We start from the raw sequence: 16,348 nt of genomic DNA on the forward strand, positions 1-16,348 counted from the left end.
GAAAATCGGCCTGCCCGGCCCACTACTTCCGTTGGCTTTCGCCCAAATTGCCCCTACCCGAGGCCCTTAGTTGGTCACTACGTTCTGCTCGTCGAGGGTAACGGGGGTGCCGTTTACCACAATCGCCCCGCCCTGCATGGAGAACGTACCAATCACTTCCAGGTTCAGACAGCTGGCCCCGGGCATGGTGGCATCGAGCGTGACGACATACCCCGCCCCGATCGTCACGTTGTTGCTCGCCGATGGCACGCACCCGCACGACCAGACCGTCGGGTCGTTCCAGTTGCCCGACTTAACGGCGTAGACAGCATTCGACACAGGCCCCACTTTGACGAGCCATGTTTCTGCATCTGTGTTCGTTTTGCCCTGTACGTTGCCATCGGTCGATGTAGTCGTTCCGATTACTAAAAGGCCGCCATCGGAACCCGCAACGACTCCCGTAACGGTTTCGGCCCCGGAGCCGCCCAGCATTTGCAGGTAACTCAACTCCTTACCGACAACCGTCTGCAGTCGAATATCACCCTGCCGTTCGTTGACGACATCGGCGATGGTATGACTATTCGGATTTTCACCAGTAGCCAGAAATGAGGTAGTGAAATTAGCCCGGTTCGTCAGGGGACTGTCCTCAGTCAAATCGCCGTTGGTATTGACTCTGACCGTCCGGGTTTCAGCTCCCGTAATTGAGCCAACGGCAAGCGTAGCCGTGTTGTCGTATGGGCTTACAACAACATTGTCCAGTCCGCGGCCACCCTTATTTTTCTGCCAGATCACGGCTAGTTGGGCATCCAGTTTAACCACCCAATCGGCAGGTGAAGCGGATGCGCCATTGGCCCTGCCGACCAGTGTGTATGTACCATCTGGCATCTTGACAATCTGCCTTACAGTGGAATAGGTCCATGGCTCGTTTCCAGCGGGTATGTTGACCGAACTTTTCATTGTATTGGTCCCAGCCTCGTCAAACTTATACAACTCCGTTCCGAACGAGCCTCGTGAATAGCCCATGGTAGCCGCTGCCAGAAACCCACCATCAGCCGTATAGATCAGCCCTGCGAACTCACGTGTCGCCGAACTCGATGTTTCTGTACTCTCAACAAACACTTTATTCCAGCGAATACTGCCGTCTGCGTTTAGCCGGAACAATGACCACTTAAACCGATTATAGGCCAATACCCCAAACCCGCCATCGAGCGCGGCAGCAATATGAGTCGTGATAGTATAATAACCAGGATATTCAGGCGGGTCGGGAAGGGTAGTCTCCCAGATCATGCTACCTGACTCGGTCAGACGAATCACCTTCCGGTGCAGAACCGCAAACCCATCGCTACTAGCGCGAACGACCCGTGCCTGATACGGGCTTGATCCGCGTGATGGGCCCAGCAGCCGCTGCCACTGTATTGCAGGCGGGCGATTCGTCTGGGCGAGCGCGGTGCCGGTGACCAGCAGGCAAATCAGCCATAAACTCCCCGTAATTGTGCGTTTGTATAGGTTTGCCATAGGCAGTTGATGTGGAAAAATAATGGGAGAACAGGTATGGGCCTGCTGCCTCGTTTACAGCAGCACCAGCAGACTACCCGGCAAAATGCGGATGTCAGCGCGGCCGGTGGGCAGCGTCAGGGGTTCGCCGTCGGCATGGATCAGCAGCGGCCCGTCGGTCTCGACGGTGGCCTGCGTAATCGAACGCCCCTGCCAGTAGGCCGACCGGTCGATGCTTTTGTTAAACAGCTGCCAGGCCAGCAGCCCCCCCGCCCGCATCGGAAACGGGCGCAGTTCGCACTGCTCCAGTCGCCCGTCGGCGATGTTGGCCGTGGGTGCCATCCAGGCATTGTTACCAAACTGGCCGGCATTGGCAAACGTCAGCGAATACAGTTCTTTCTCCTGCCCGTCGAGCCGGTAACGACCCGGCTGGTAGGCCCGAAAGGCATCGAGGGTGGTGCGCACATACGTCGACAGCCCCCGCGTGGCCTGCCGGGCAAAGGCGTGGGCCACGTAGGCCTCGAAGCCCAGCCCGGCCGTGCAGAAAAACGGATGTTCGTTGATCTGGGCGCTGTCGATGACCACGGGCCTGCCATCGAGGGCCCGGCGCACGGCCAGCTGCGGGTTGAGCGGAACGCCCAGGTGCCGCGCCAGCCCATTGCCCGACCCGATGGGCACAATACCCAGCGCCGTGTTGGACTGCCGCAGGGCCCGGGCCGTTTCGTTGATGGTGCCGTCGCCCCCAATGGCCAGCACGCGCGTAACGCCCCGCCGAACGGCGTCGGTCGCCAGTTCGGTGGCGTGGCCGGGGCCTTCGGTTACGACCAGTTCGGGGGCGTAGCTACCGGCCTGAGCCGTCTGGGCCACAAAGTCGCGCAGGCGGGCTTTGGCAGCGGCCGAGGTCGTCCCCGACAGTGGATTGATAATGGCCAGTAGGGCCGGTAATGCAGCCATTCAGGCAAAGAAGATAAAGAGCACCAGAATAAACACGACGATGAACACGTAGTACCAACCATCCGAAAAGATGTAGGGTTTGTACTCATCGTAGAACTTTCGAATGGGGTTCATAAGTGGGGATTCGGTTTTCAGTTTACTGTTTACTGTTTACTGGTTTTCAGTTTTCCGGGTACGCTGTCGGCTGACGAAGGGAACGGTACACTATAAATCGTATACCGAAAACTGTAAACCCAACACTAGATCGCCTGCCCGCCGTTGACGGCCAGTACGTGACCGTTGACGAACGACGCTTCGGTCGATGCCAGAAACAGGTAAGCGTTGGCGATATCCTGGGGTTCGCCGATGCGCCGGACCGGAATGGCGGCCACCGCTTTGGCTTTTACGTCGTCGGGCATGGCGTCGGTCATGGGCGTCCGGATATAGCCCGGGGCCACAGCATTGACGGTGATGCCCTTCGGCCCCAGTTCCTTGGCCCAGGTTCTGACCATGCCAATAATACCGGCTTTGGCTGCCGCATAGTTGGTTTGCCCGAACGCCCCGTGCACCCCGTTGATCGACGACGTGCAGATGATCCGCCCGTACTGCTGATCGACCATGTAGGGCGCAATCACTTTGGTGCAGTTGAACACGCCCGACAGGTTGACGTCGATCACCTGCTGCCATTCGGCATATGACATCTTGAGCAGACTTTTATCGCGGGTGATGCCGGCATTGTTGATCAGAATATCGATACGCCCGTAGGTGTCGATAACCGACTGGGCTGCCTGCTCGATGGCTGGCACATCGGTCGTGCTGACCGTCATGAAATCGCAGCGATACCCGGCCTCGCGCAGCGAGCGGGCGGTTTCTTCGCCCGCGTCGAGCACATCCCAGATCACGACGGTGGCGCCTTCGCGGCAGAACAGTTCGGCCGCAGCCTGGCCAATACCCCGGGCTGCGCCGGTAATGATGGCTACTTTATCGGTTAGTTTCATGGCTTATTGATGACAACGATGGCCTTGCCGATCACGTTCCGGTCGAGCAGATCGCGGAGGGCATCGGGGGCCGCCGATAACGGATAGTGTTTGTAGATGTGCTGCTTCAGCTCGCCAGTGCTGATCCAGCGCAGCAGCTGGTTGAAATTCTGCCGACTGGTAGCGGGTTCGCGCTGCGCGAAGGCTCCCCAGAACACTCCCACAATCGACGCGCCTTTCAGCAGCGCCAGATTGAGCGGAATGCTCGGGATGGCCCCGGCCGCGAAACCCACCACGAGGTAGCGCCCCCGCCACGCCAGCGACCGGATGGCCGGTTCGGCAAAGCGGTCGCCCACGGGGTCGTAGACAACATCGACCCCCTTGCCGCCGGTGATCGCTTTCAGGCGTTCGCGGAGGTCTTCGGTGGTGTAGTTGATGGTTTCGGTGGCTCCCAGGGCGCGGCATACGGTCAGTTTCTCATCAGTCGAGGCCGCTGCAATCACGCGGGCGCCCATCAGCACCCCCAGCTGCACGGCAGCCAGCCCGACCCCGCCGGCGGCCCCCATCACCAGCAGCGTTTCGCCGGGCTGCAGCGCTGCCCGGTCTTTCAGGGCGTGGTACGAGGTGCCGTAGGTGTACATACTCGATGCCGCCGTCACGAAATCCATTCCCTCGGGCATGGGCAGGGTGGTAGCGGCACTGGCCACGACCGCTTCGGCGAAGCCCCCGAAGCCCGTCAGCGCAAAAACCCGGTCGCCGGGTTTGAACTGGCTTACCCCCTCGCCTACCGAGCGAACGGTGCCGGCCACTTCGCCCCCCGGTGCAAACGGCAGGGGCGGTTTGATCTGGTACTTGCCTTCGATGATCAGCGTATCAGGAAAATTGACGCCACAGGCTTCGACCTGAATAACCACCTGACCGGCCCCGGCTTCGGGTTCCGGCACCTCGGTCAGCACCAGCTGTTCGGGCGGGCCATAGTGTTCACACAGTATAACATTCATTGGTAAGGCGGGTGGTTTTGTCGGAACGATGCCCCTAAACTACGCGAAAATAAAGTCCGGCGGGTCAACGGCGGCCAAACTACCGGCTTCCACTGCGGGTTATCTGGAGCAGGATGCCTTTCCCCCTGCTCTGGCCTATGCGCTTTCTTTGCCTGTCTCTTTGGTTGCTGGCTACCGGCCCCGCCGTGTATGCCCAGCAGCAACCCGAATCGCCGATCGACAAAGACCGGAGGGCCATTATCCAAACCCTTAAACGCCAGTCGTCGGACTGGAACGAGGGCCGGGTCGATCGCTTTATGGATGCCTACTGGCGCTCCGACTCACTCACGTTTGTGGGGAAGGCCGGCATCACGTACGGTTACAAAGCCACGCTGGCCAGCTATAAAAAGCGCTACCCCGACCGGGCGTCAATGGGTCGACTGGACTTTGACCTGCTGCAACTCGATTTTCCCGCTCCCGATGTGGCCTATGTGATTGGGCGCTGGCAACTGACCCGCCCCAGCATCGGAAACGCCACGGGCCATTTTACGCTGCTCTGGCGCCGGATCAGAGGCCGCTGGCTGATTGTCAGCGACCACAGTAACTAGGCTGCTGACGGCGTCGGCCCCTGGCCAGCGGCTGCTTCGGTGACGGGATAGCCCCCCCCTGGCTGGCGGAGCCCACCGGCCTGTTATCTTTGCGGCCTTACCCCCCACCGGCATGCCCGTTCTCCTGATCAAAGTTAGTCTGATGCCCGTTGTGATTGGGCTGGTTACGCTGGCTACCCGCCGGTGGGGCCATACCATTGGCGGCCTCATCGGCAGTATGCCCTGGATGGCCGGGCCCATTCTGCTGTTTTTCATACTCGAACAGGGCAAAGCGTTTGGCATCGCGTCGATACCGGGGGTGCTGACCGGTATTCTGTCGCTGATTGGCTTCTGCCTGACCTACGCAGCGCTGTCGCGCCGACTGCCGCCGGCACCTACCCTGCTGCTGGCCTACCTCGTTTACGTAGGGGTGGCGCTGGTGTTCAATCAGCTCGCCATGCCGCTGGTGCCCAGCTATGGCCTCGTTATCGGCTGCGTTCTGCTGGCGCTCCGTTTTTTTCCGAAAGCCCGCGACACAGCCCGCCCCGCCCGCCGACTCCCCTACGACATTCCCCTGCGTATGGGCGTTGCCACGGGGTTTGTGCTGGCCATTACCGGTCTGGCGCAGGTGCTGGGCCCTGCCTGGAGCGGTATTCTGACCCCCTTTCCGATACTGACTACCATTCTGTCGGTTTTTGCGCACTACCTGCAGGGCAGCGCGGCCGCCATTGCTACCCTGCGCGGCCTGATGATCGGTTTGCTGGGCTTTACTACTTTTTTGTTTCTGCAGGCGTTTCTGCTTCCCCACTTCCCGGTAGCTATAGCGTTTGGGCTGGCACTTGTTGTCAACGGCAGCATCAATGCGGTGGCCGGCCGGATCTGGCGCTAGTCAGCCCGACACGACCACTAGCCACCTTAATCACCTATCTTACAGTCAACTACCCAAAGAATCCTAACTAATTCCGGGTAGTTCAAACTTTTCGGCAGGCGCATGGGTTATTATATTGTACACAATTTAATTGTAGACTATATGTCGGCGCAACGGCTCAGTAATCAGGTTTGTTTTCCGCTCTACGCGCTTTCGCGGCAGGTGACGGCCCTCTACCGCCCCCTGCTCGACCAAATTGATCTGACCTATCCGCAGTACCTGACGCTGATGCTGCTCTGGGAAACGGATAACCTCACGGTCGGGGCCATTGGCGAGCGACTGCTGCTCGACTCGGGCACGCTGACCCCGCTCCTGAAACGACTGGAGCAGAAAGGTCTGGTGAGTCGGCATCGTAACCCCGCCGACGAACGGCAGGTGACCATCCAGCTCACCGAGGCCGGGCGGGCGCTCAGCGAACGGGCCGAATCGATACCGACCCAGCTGCTGCAGCAACTTAACCTGAGTGACACCGACGCAATCCGCCTGCGCGATCAGCTGCTGGCCCTCCTGTCTCCATTAACCACGCAAAAACCATAAGTTAACACCCCGATGATCACTCCACTGTACACAGCCCAGGCAACAGCCACGGGCGGCCGCAACGGCCACGTTACCTCGTCCGATCAGGTACTCGACCTCGACGTTCGTATGCCCAAAGAACTAGGCGGGTCGGGCGGGGCCTACACCAACCCCGAGCAGCTGTTTGCCGCCGGCTACGCAGCCTGTTTCGATAGTGCCCTGAACCGGGTCATCCGAATGAGCAAGGTACAGACAGGCACTACCACGGTCGAAGCCAGCGTTGGCATCGGCCAGAATGGAGACGGAGGCTTTGGCCTGACCGTGAGCCTGGTCGTAACCATTCCGGGTGTCGATCAGGCGGTGGCCGAGGAGCTGGTGGCTAAGGCCCACCAGGTTTGCCCCTACTCCAACGCCACCCGCAATAACATCGACGTAACCCTGACGGTAAGCACCCATTAATCGACACGAACCATGAACACCCAACAGATTGTGCTGGCAGCCCGCCCCAAGGGTATGCCCGATACCAGTACCTTCCGCACCGAAGCCGTTACCCTGCCCGCGCTGGCCGACGGTGAACTGCTGGTGCAGCCCACGTTTTTCTCGGTCGACCCATACATGCGGGGCCGGATGAACGCGGGCAAATCCTACATCGCCCCCTTCAGCGTCGACCAGCCGCTGGAAGGCGGAGCCGTTGCTACGGTACTCGAGAGTAAAGCCGACGGGTTTGCGGCCGGCGACACCGTAACGGGGATGCTGCCCTGGGCCACCCAATCGGTTGTACCCGCCAAAAGCCTGAAGAAAGTAGACGCGAGCCAGGTTCCGGCCAGCTATTACCTCGGCATTCTGGGTATGCCCGGCCTGACGGCTTATTTCGGCCTGCTCGACATTGGCAAGCCCAAAGCCGGCGAAACCGTGGTGGTATCGGGCGCAGCCGGTGCCGTGGGTATTCTGGTGGGGCAGATTGCCAAAATTCAGGGATGCCGGGTGGTTGGACTCGCCGGCTCCGATGATAAAGTGGCGCTGCTGACCAACGAGTTTGGTTTCGACGCCGTAATCAACTACAAAACGGCAACCGACCTGACCAAAGCCGTAGCCGATGCCTGCCCCGATGGCGTCGACGTCTATTTCGACAACGTGGGGGGTGACGTCTCCGATGCCGTTGTCGCCAACCTTAACTTCCACGCCCGCATACCACTCTGTGGCCAGATTGCGCTCTACAACACCACCGAAAAGCCCGTTGGTCCCCGGATTCAGCCCATGCTACTCACGCGCAGTGTGCTGATGCAGGGCTTCACCATCGGTAACTACCAGGCCCGTTTCGGCGAAGGCATCCGGCAACTGGCGGCCTGGGTAAAAGAAGGTAAACTACACTATACCGAAACCACCATACAGGGCTTCGACAAGTTGCCCGAAGCCATGCTGGGTTTGTTCTCGGGTCAGAACACCGGCAAAATGATCGTGGCCGTTTAGGCTCACCTACCGTCACTACACAGCCAGGCCGCCCGACGATACACTGTCGGGCGGCCTGGCGTCTTTACCGGGCAGTGCCGGCGTCAGTGCGTCCAGCTGCCGAACTTACCCTGCCGAAAGTCGGCATAGGCCTGCTGAATTTCGGCCTCGGTGTTCATCACGAAGGGGCCCTGCGCCACCATAGGTTCGTTGAATGGTTTGGCCAGTCCGAAAAGCAGCAGACTATCACCGGCGCTGGCGACTTCGATGGCATCGCCGTCGGCGTTGAATTCGGCCAGCTGGCGGGCTTTCACCGGCGTATCGCCCACGGTGAGCTCGCCCTGAATGACATAGAAAAAAACCGTGTGATCAGCCGGTGTCGGCACCGTCAGGCGGCTGCCCGGCCGAAAACGGATGGTATTGAGCTGGACACCCGTCTGGGAATCGAATGCGCCGGTATGGCCATCCCAGTTGCCCGACACCAGATCGACCGTTACGCGGCCTTCGTCGAGGGTCAGGGCGGGAATGTCCTGATGCTGGAGACCCCGGTAAAACGGATCGGACAGTTTGAGCCGGGCCGGCAGGTTAAGCCACAGCTGCAGAATTTCGAGAGGGCCACCCGTTTGCTTAAAGGCGTCCGACGAGGTTTCGGCGTGAATCAACCCCCGGCCGGCGGTCATCCACTGCACGCCACCCGCCGTCATTACGCTGTTGTGACCACTGCTGTCTTTGTGCGCAATGTCGCCCTCGACGATAAACGTGACGGTTTCCATGCCCCGATGCGGGTGCGGGCCAAACGGCAGCCCCTGGTTGCGGGGCGGGTAAACCTGCGGACCGTGGTGGTTGAGAAACAGAAATGGATCGAGGTAGTCGATAGAACGGGTAGGAATGGCGCGGTAGGTGACCAGATCACCAATCGGCGACGATTCGGCCCGGTGCAGTTGCTTGATAGTTCGCATGGACGCTAATTCGTGTTTATACACATAACGACCAAAACCGGCAAAAAGGTCATTCCGCTACCCGCCCGGGTAACGCCAATCCGACTATCAGCGGGCCCTTATTTCATCAGCAGCCACTTGTCGGCAAACCAGTCGGGCGTCAGCTCGCAGTGCTGGAAAATCCAGATCGTCACCAGAATAAGGGCCAGATTAACCAGACCGGCAATCCACATAAGTTCGCGCTTATCGTCATTCAGCCGCATAATGAGCAGCACCATCAACGTGTTTGTAAGCAGTATCCAACCAATAAGTGCAGCAAAATGAATGATGATGTAGAGAAGCTCCAAGGTGTGATAGACAGCTAATGGTTATGCATACCGATCTGGCCGTTTATGGGCAATCGAATTACTAAACTATGGGTTACCGATAGTCGTCATTTGTTTATTTACCAAACGGTAAGCGAATGACCGTTCACGAAAAAGCCGTTGCTGTGCCAACAACTGTTGTTGACACAGCAACGGCTTTTACAAGTATCCGGACGGGCTGTCTAGCGCGTCGAGAACGAATAGACCGTTGTGGTCTGATAGGTCTGTCCGGGGCGCAGCGTCGTCGTCGGGAAGGCCGGCTGGTTGGGCGAATCGGGATAATGTTCAGTTTCGAGGCAGAGGGCGTAGCGCTTCTTAAACGTTGTTCCCCGGCCCGAAATCGTACCGTCGAGGAAATTACCGGTGTAGAACTGAATGGCGGGCTCCGTGGTGCGTACTTCCATTACCCGGCCGCTGGTGGGTTCGTAAACGGTGGCAGCCAGCTTCAGGCTCTTGCTGCTGTCGCTCAGCACCCAGGCATGGTCGTAGCCTCCGCCGTACTGGATCTGTGTATCGGTCGAGTCGTTGATGCCTTTGCCGATCACCGTTGGTTTGGTGAAATCGAACACGGTACCGGCCACGGGTTTCAGCTCGCCGGTCGGGATCAGCGTTTTATCGACGGGCACAAACCGGTCGGCGTTCAGCGTCAGTTCATGATCGAGAATATCGCGCTTGACGCCACCCGTCAGGTTGAAGTAGGTGTGGTTGGTCAGGTTCACCACGGTTGGTTTGTCGGTGGTGGCTTTGTAATCGATTTTCAGCGCATTGTCTTTCTGCAGCGTGTAGGTCACTTCCACGTTCAGGGTGCCGGGATACCCCTCCTCACCGTCTTTGGCGGTGTAGGTCAGTTTCAGGGCGGGTTCGTCGCCTTCTACGGGCGTGGCGGTCCAGAGCACTTTGTCGAAGCCTTTGAGGCCCCCATGCAGGTGGTTACCCATGTTGTTGGTAGCCAGTGTATAGGCCTTGCCGTCGAGGGTAAATTTGCCTTTGGCGATGCGGTTGCCGTAGCGACCGATCAGCGCTCCGAAATAAGGTACCCCTTTCTGGTAGGTCGCCAGCGAATCGTCGCCCAGGGTTACTTCCTCGAAAGTGCCGGCCTTGTCGGGCGCCGTCAGCGAAACGATTGTTCCGCCGTAGTTGGAAATTTTAACGGTCATGCCGGCCGCGTTGCGCAGCGTGTAGAGATCAGCGGTCTGACCATCGGTGAGGGTACCAAACGGCGCTTTTTCGATACCGGCTTTCTGGTCGTTGTCGGTCTTGGAGGTACAGGCGTTCATCATGAGTAAACCGCCCCAAAGGGCGAATAGAGCAAAACGGTTCCGTAGATTCATCAGGCGATTGCAATTGACGGTTGACGGTTGGCGGGGTTTCCGGCGACCACCCCGCGCAGTGCCGACCCGGCCGAATAAAGCCGGCGGAAGGGTTTATGTACTCAGCCCGTTGCCTGTTTTTTTCGCAGGAAACGCCTTATTCGGTCGATTTTCGCCCATCTTCGCCTTACAATCCGGCCTACCAAGGGGTCTATCCCGGTCCGCTGACTCGTAAAACCAACGACGGTAGCGTAGAACCGGGCTTCCTTTTTGTTTTATCCCGGTAATCCTACATCCTGTATGCAACGACGCAGTTTTCTAAAACAGACCGGCCTGCTGACCGCCGGTGCCCTTACCCTAAGCCAGCATTCGCTGCTGGCCGGCGCTCCCGCCAAAACCATTAACCCCTTTGGCGTACAGCTCTATAGCGTACGCGACGTGATTCCGGCCGACCCCAAAGGCGTAATGACCAAACTGGCTCAGATGGGCTATAAACAGTTTGAAAGCTACGGTGGGGCCAAAGGCTTTTTGTGGGGCATGGAACCCCGCGAGATCAAATCGTTTCTCGATGGCCTGGGCGTAACCATGATTAGCACGCACTTCGATTACCGGGGGGCCGTCAGCAAACCCGATGAACTGAAAAAAAGTATCGAGATGGCCCACGACGCCGGCCTGAAATACCTGCTGTGCCCCTACATAGGCCCCCAGAAAACCTGGGACGACTGGAAGCGTATTGCCGAACAGTTCAACACGGTGGGCGAACAGGTCAACAAGGCGGGGCTGAAGTTTGGCTACCACAACCACGACTACTCGTTCCGACCCCTCGAGGGAAAACTGCCGCAGGAATACCTGCTGGCCAATACCGATCCCAAAAACGTGATGTTCGAGCTGGATTTGTGCTGGATCGACGTGGCTGGCCAGGATACCGAAGCGCACCTGAAAAAGTACGGCAAACGCTACGAACTCTGCCACATCAAAGATTACAGGAAAGTGGATGGGAAACCCGTTCAGAACGATCTGGGCAAAGGGGCCGTCGACTTCAAAAAAACGCTGCGCGTAGCCATGGATAACGGCATGAAGTATTTTATCGTCGAGCAGGAAGAATACCCCGGCGAGGTGCTGGTGAGTATGAAAAACGACGCGGACTACATGAAAAAACTGACGGTCTAGGTCAGAACCGGTATAGCCCAAAACCCGAACAGGGCCGGTCTGTGTGACCGGCCCTGTTCGGGTTTTAGACCTGTTTGCGACTGACTACAGTTCGACACCAGCCTGCGGAGACCCCGACCGGGCGGCCCGCTGCCGGGCCGCCTTGGCGTCGACCTTACGCTGGGTGGCCCAGGGCTGCTCACTGTCGCTGGGCATCACAATGGGCACCTGCAGGCAAACACTGTGGGCGGGCAGCACCTGCTGCCAGTCGCTGATGAGTTGTTTATAGGCCTGCCCCACCGGCCGAATCTGCCGGTTCAGGTCGTAGAGCCCCAGTGGGTTGACGTTACCATTGTTTTCGCGCAGGGCCGAATCCCAGTCGACCTGGTCGGTCAGCGAATACCAGGTAAAGCCCACCATCGGCACCCCATCGTTGCGCACGCGCAGCACGTTGGCCCACTCTTTCCAGAGCCAGTTGACGGCCTCATCGCCCCGGGGCCCCTGCCACAGGTTGGTTTCGGTGTGCATCACCGGCAGCTGGTAGCGATCGTGGTACTGGGTCGTAATCACGTGATAGCCAAACACTTCGCCCGACGCCCGGGTACTGCCATCGGCCGACACCCGGTGTTCGTTGGTGTAGTAATAATCATTGCCCATGATGCAGTACTGCTTCAGGCTCTGATTCAGAAAAAAGTGGTACTCCTCGCGGGTCATGCCGTTGTCCATCAGGTACTCGTACATCTCCGAGTCGACCCGGCGGCCGTAGTTCAGATCGAGTGACAGAAACCGCTTGGCGTTGAGCAGTTCGGCGGGGCGGATGGCGGCCGGATTTTCGGCGTGAAAATACTCCGACGATTCGCTCTGGATAAAGATCGCGTCGGGCCGCACCGACAGGATGGCGTTCATGGCCATGACGTTGGCTTTGACGATGTGTTTAAGCGCCGTTACGAACGCCTGATCGGAGCGCAGCTGCTCGTTCCACCAGCCATACAGAGCCGAAAACTGGGCGCAGATATACATCTCGTTGACGGGCGTGTAGAGCTGCACCCACGGAAAGCGCCGGGCAAAATCGCGGGCGTAGTCGGCGAAAAGGACCGGAAAGTCGGGGTTCTGAAAATTGCCGATCCAGTCGGGCACGCCGAAGTGACACAGATCGACGATGGGCACGATATCACGCCGGCGTAACTCCCGAAACGTTTCATCGGCAAACGACCAGTCGTAGCGCCCCGCCCCGATCAGCGTCGTATGCAGCGGGGGGCCATAGCGCAGAAACCGGATACCCAGTTCGCTCACCAGTTGAAAGTCGGTGCGCCAGTGGGTATAATGGCCGCATTTTTCCAGTTCGTCCTGCCGGACGGTGCCCCCCCGGATGGTGGGGTTACTATTCTCGATGCCAGTGGCAAACAAAAACTGTGGTGTCATAGGTGGTTACGTAATCAGTACGGTTCAGGAGCTACTACAGAACCCGGACGGGTCCGATCAGGTATCGATACAATTCTCGATCCAGCGTCCGGGAAATGTAACCAAAACGCAGACATATATCGGATTAATCTGTCGGCGACCCGGTAAAATAAGTTTTTGCTGACCGGGCCTCGCCTGGCCGGGCCTCGCCTGGCCGGACCTATCCAGGGCGGACCAGTTACCCAAAAAAAGACCCGGCCAACTGCTGACCGGGTCTTATACCTGAGTAGATTATGGCAATTAGGGCCGTATAAGCTTCACCTGCTGCTGCTGGGCAGGGGTCTGCACCCGGAGCAGCAGCATGCCTTTACTCCGCCCTACCGGCACGGTGATCCGCTGGACAGCAGCCGCTTCGCCGATGCGCTGCTGGTGCACCGGATGGCCCAGCAGATCAACAAGCCCTATCGTCAGAGGCTGCCCTTCGGCCCCCGTCACCTCAACCTCAGCCGACTCGCCCGTTACGGGGTTGCCCAGCACCGTTACCTGCAGCGTACGCGTACCTTCCGCCACGCCCAGCCGTCCCTGTTTCTGGCAGCCGGTGAGCCAGTCGTATTTGAAACTGGCCGACTTACCGTCCTGATCGGCAATCAGCGTCACGGTCGGGTTGTCGGTATAGAGTTGCACGGTGTAGGGACCCGGCGCCGTTGTTGGCACCGTTTCATTGACCACGTAGAACTGGATCGGTGTCCCCGACGCACCGCTATACTGGGGCGTAAAGACCAGCTGACGGCTGGTCTGGCTCAGCACATCGCACTGGACTGTAGTGACCCCCGTGATGGCAAAACCCGGAGCGGGCGGTGGTGGGGTGGCCGGGGTAGTCAGGCAGGCGGCAAGCCAGTTGTACTGAAAGCGGGCCGTTGTGCCGCCCTGACTGGCCACCAGTGTAACCACCGCGTTGTCGGTATAGAGCAGCAGCGTGTAGGGGCCGGGCTGCGTAGTGGGTACCATTTCGTTGACCACCGAAAAGCTGATGGGCGATTCGGTAGCCAGCGCGTACTGGGGCGTAAAGATCAGCCGGTGCCGGTTGCCGGGCAGGCTCTCGCAGCTGAGGGTTGTTGCACCACTGATGCCAAACGTGGTCTGGGCTTTGTCTTTAATCGTCACCGACGTAGTCGACGCAGTGGGGTCAGGGTCGTAGGCATCGCCGTCAAGGAGCGTAATCACAATCGACTCATCCCCCTCGACCAGCTCATCGTCGATCGGGTCGATTTCTTCCGTGACCACCGCCTGGCCGTCGGCAAACACCACCGAGGTGGGCAGTGAGACGAAGTCCGTTCCGTTAGTGGCTGTACCACCAATCTGGTAATTAACGGTCAGGGCTCCCTGCGTATTCGACCGTTCGAACCGGATAAAGCCCGGATCGGCCGCCGTACCACTGCTCAGCCGGGCCCCACTGGGGGTACTGACCCGGGCACTTCTTGGCGCAGCTCCCTCGCTCGACGTCGGATCTGTACTGCTCACCTTCACCACCGGCCCACCCGAGGCTACACTGCTGACAAACAGCGAAAACTCCTGTGGCCCTTCTTTGATGGTGCCTTTGTGACTCACCTGAATTTCGTACTGACCGGCGGGCAGGTTTTCGATGAAAATCTGCTCCACGTTGTCGACTACGTTGTCGCCCCGTGTAGCGGCCGCTGCGGGCTGATCGGGATTCAGTTTCCAGGGCAGCTCCTGTACCGGCTGCCCCGTCGTCACATTAATCAGGCGCACATCCAGGTCATTGATCAGCATAGCCGTGCGGTTGTTCAGCGTCGGATTGGCAAGGGGTACTCCCGGCACATCGCTCCAGCAGATGGTGGTTTTAAACGGACCACCGCCCGTGGTCACCTGCTTTTTGTAGACGTCTTTGTCGGCCAGCTGGGTCTGCTCCATGAGCTGAAGACCCCCTTTCTGATCCATCAGGTTAATGGCTTTCTCCAGATTGAGCAAGCCCCAGCCAAACGAATAGTCGGGGCCGGGCGCCGTACCGGCTTCATCGGCCGTATGAATAGCCAGTCCCTTCAAGGTCGCGGCCCGCATGAATCCGCCCGTTTTGTTGCGGTAGTGTTGCTGAAGCAGAAACAGCGAGCCTGCTGCTCCCGGCGACGCCATAGACGTGCCATTGAAGGATTTATATTTATCATCGCCATCGGAAGCAGGCGACTCGATACCCACCCCGGGTGCTACAAAGTCAGGCTTGATCCGGCCATCATCCGTCGGGCCGTAGCTACTGAAGTCACTCATTACGACACTGGACGGATCTTTATACCCTTCCGCCAGAATCCGCACGGCCCCAATAGTAGCCACGTTTTTGGCTACCGCCCCGCCAATCAGCAGGTCATACTTTAAGCCATCGCCCTCATCGCGGTCATTACCGGCCGCGTGAAACTGCAGGTAGTTCTTCTGCCGAAAGGTAATCTCGTCGTATTTCCGGGCGCCATCGTCGTAGAGCCCCTGTGGAAGAGGATTCGTTTTCTTCAATGATGGCCCATACGAGTGATTCGAAACGAGCATACCCTGCGTGGCAGCCTGCTCCATCTCGTCGAGTTCACCCAGCTGAATCTCATAGCAGTCCAGTTGGGCCTGATTGGCCATGCCGCGCGCCGTGGCCTTGATACCGGCGGCAATCATGGTACCTGCCACGTGGGTAGCATGGTCGGCGTTACCCTTGCCAGCACTGTCGGCAATGAAGGCCGGCGTGTCGCGGGTGATGGCGCGACCCCCAAATTCGGCGTGTGTGGTGCGGGTTGCACCCGGCTCCCACATACCCAGCCGCGACCGGGTAGGGCTTACGACCATATCCTGCCCCTGCAGGTTAAGCCCCAGATTGCCCCCCGACCATAGCTTGCTGGTCCCGATCGACGTGGCCAGCCCCAGGTTGCTGCGGGTCTGGTAGTAAACGGGCTGCCCCTGGGCGTCGATGTGGTGCAGAAAATGGTAGGCTCCATTTGCGTCTGTGAAGGCCCGGCGAACGGTTTTGTTACGGGCCAGAAAAGCGGCTACGGCCGCCTGCCGATTGGCTTCGTACTGTTTCAGCTCCTGCCGGAAAGCGATCACGTCGGGGCGCTCCGTTGTCTTTACCTGACTACTGCTGGCCGTTGTGCCGGCTCCCGGTTTAGTGCTCGGCGGGGTCTGCGCCTTCAGGCTGGGGCTGCTCAGGGCGAGCAGAGCAACCAGCCCGATACCGCGCCAGTTGGTGAATCGATACACGTGTTTCATTGGGTGTTAATAAGGTTGACGGTTACGTTATCACTGTGTCTGCGTGCACACGGGCCAATTCCCGCTTGGGGCCGGTTTCAGCCA

General features: G+C 59.0%; 15 protein-coding genes. 6 read left to right on the forward strand and 9 right to left on the reverse strand.

Annotated elements, in window-relative coordinates:
* Nucleotides 1–66: 66 nt before the first annotated feature.
* The 4 genes from ACYVAC_RS07750 to ACYVAC_RS07765 all read right to left on the reverse strand — a co-directional run bounded on the left by ACYVAC_RS07750 (nucleotide 67) and on the right by ACYVAC_RS07765 (nucleotide 4,384).
* Nucleotides 67–1,494: a hypothetical protein gene (locus ACYVAC_RS07750; RefSeq protein ID WP_461097040.1), complete on the reverse strand. Its 1,428-nt coding sequence runs from the start codon at nucleotides 1,492–1,494 to the stop codon at nucleotides 67–69.
* Between the two features lie 54 nt (nucleotides 1,495–1,548).
* The gene (locus ACYVAC_RS07755) at nucleotides 1,549–2,427 is read right to left on the reverse strand and encodes a diacylglycerol/lipid kinase family protein (RefSeq protein WP_461097041.1); all 879 of its coding nucleotides are present in this window, start codon (nucleotides 2,425–2,427) and stop codon (nucleotides 1,549–1,551) included.
* A 239-nt stretch (nucleotides 2,428–2,666) separates the two neighbouring features.
* Entirely contained in the window at nucleotides 2,667–3,404 is a 738-nt protein-coding gene (gene fabG / locus ACYVAC_RS07760; protein ID WP_461097042.1) for a 3-oxoacyl-ACP reductase FabG, read from the reverse strand.
* Entirely contained in the window at nucleotides 3,401–4,384 is a 984-nt protein-coding gene (locus ACYVAC_RS07765) for an NADPH:quinone oxidoreductase family protein (protein WP_461097043.1), read from the reverse strand. Before ACYVAC_RS07765 ends, fabG begins: the two co-directional genes overlap by 4 nt.
* Nucleotides 4,385–4,521: 137 nt before the next feature.
* On the opposite strand from ACYVAC_RS07765, the gene ACYVAC_RS07770 reads away from it, so the two are divergent.
* The 5 genes from ACYVAC_RS07770 to ACYVAC_RS07790 all read left to right on the forward strand — a co-directional run bounded on the left by ACYVAC_RS07770 (nucleotide 4,522) and on the right by ACYVAC_RS07790 (nucleotide 7,864).
* Nucleotides 4,522–4,971: a YybH family protein gene (locus ACYVAC_RS07770; RefSeq protein ID WP_461097044.1), complete on the forward strand. Its 450-nt coding sequence runs from the start codon at nucleotides 4,522–4,524 to the stop codon at nucleotides 4,969–4,971.
* A gap of 112 nt (nucleotides 4,972–5,083) precedes the next feature.
* Nucleotides 5,084–5,839, forward strand: coding sequence for a hypothetical protein (locus ACYVAC_RS07775; RefSeq protein WP_461097045.1), 756 nt, complete (start codon nucleotides 5,084–5,086; stop codon nucleotides 5,837–5,839).
* A gap of 141 nt (nucleotides 5,840–5,980) precedes the next feature.
* Nucleotides 5,981–6,415, forward strand: coding sequence for a MarR family winged helix-turn-helix transcriptional regulator (locus ACYVAC_RS07780; protein WP_461097046.1), 435 nt, complete (start codon nucleotides 5,981–5,983; stop codon nucleotides 6,413–6,415).
* A gap of 12 nt (nucleotides 6,416–6,427) precedes the next feature.
* On the forward strand, nucleotides 6,428–6,853 hold the full coding sequence (locus ACYVAC_RS07785; protein WP_461097047.1) for an organic hydroperoxide resistance protein: 426 nt from the start codon (nucleotides 6,428–6,430) through the stop codon (nucleotides 6,851–6,853).
* Between the two features lie 12 nt (nucleotides 6,854–6,865).
* Nucleotides 6,866–7,864, forward strand: a complete 999-nt coding sequence (locus tag ACYVAC_RS07790) for an NADP-dependent oxidoreductase (RefSeq protein ID WP_461097048.1) — start codon at nucleotides 6,866–6,868, stop codon at nucleotides 7,862–7,864.
* Between the two features lie 83 nt (nucleotides 7,865–7,947).
* Here the strand turns inward: ACYVAC_RS07790 and ACYVAC_RS07795 are convergent, their stop codons facing one another.
* From ACYVAC_RS07795 to ACYVAC_RS07805, 3 genes are all read right to left on the reverse strand, one after another.
* Nucleotides 7,948–8,802, reverse strand: a complete 855-nt coding sequence (locus ACYVAC_RS07795; protein ID WP_461097049.1) for a pirin family protein — start codon at nucleotides 8,800–8,802, stop codon at nucleotides 7,948–7,950.
* Nucleotides 8,803–8,900: 98 nt separating this feature from the next.
* Nucleotides 8,901–9,059 carry a hypothetical protein gene (locus ACYVAC_RS07800; protein ID WP_461097050.1) on the reverse strand — a complete coding sequence of 53 codons (159 nt, stop codon included), beginning with the start codon at nucleotides 9,057–9,059 and terminating at the stop codon, nucleotides 8,901–8,903.
* A gap of 269 nt (nucleotides 9,060–9,328) precedes the next feature.
* Nucleotides 9,329–10,426 carry an aldose epimerase family protein gene (locus ACYVAC_RS07805; protein ID WP_461097051.1) on the reverse strand — a complete coding sequence of 366 codons (1,098 nt, stop codon included), beginning with the start codon at nucleotides 10,424–10,426 and terminating at the stop codon, nucleotides 9,329–9,331.
* A 330-nt stretch (nucleotides 10,427–10,756) separates the two neighbouring features.
* Here ACYVAC_RS07805 and ACYVAC_RS07810 point away from each other — a divergent pair, with 330 nt between their 5' ends.
* Entirely contained in the window at nucleotides 10,757–11,626 is an 870-nt protein-coding gene (locus ACYVAC_RS07810) for a sugar phosphate isomerase/epimerase family protein (RefSeq protein ID WP_461097052.1), read from the forward strand.
* Nucleotides 11,627–11,710: 84 nt separating this feature from the next.
* On the opposite strand, the gene ACYVAC_RS07815 is transcribed toward ACYVAC_RS07810, so the two are convergent.
* On the reverse strand, nucleotides 11,711–13,027 hold the full coding sequence (locus tag ACYVAC_RS07815; RefSeq protein WP_461097053.1) for a family 1 glycosylhydrolase: 1,317 nt from the start codon (nucleotides 13,025–13,027) through the stop codon (nucleotides 11,711–11,713).
* 279 nt (nucleotides 13,028–13,306) lie between these two features.
* Nucleotides 13,307–16,264: a S8 family serine peptidase gene (locus ACYVAC_RS07820; RefSeq protein WP_461097054.1), complete on the reverse strand. Its 2,958-nt coding sequence runs from the start codon at nucleotides 16,262–16,264 to the stop codon at nucleotides 13,307–13,309.
* Between the last annotated feature and the right edge of the window lie 84 nt (nucleotides 16,265–16,348).

The organism is Spirosoma luteolum, assembly GCF_054778875.1.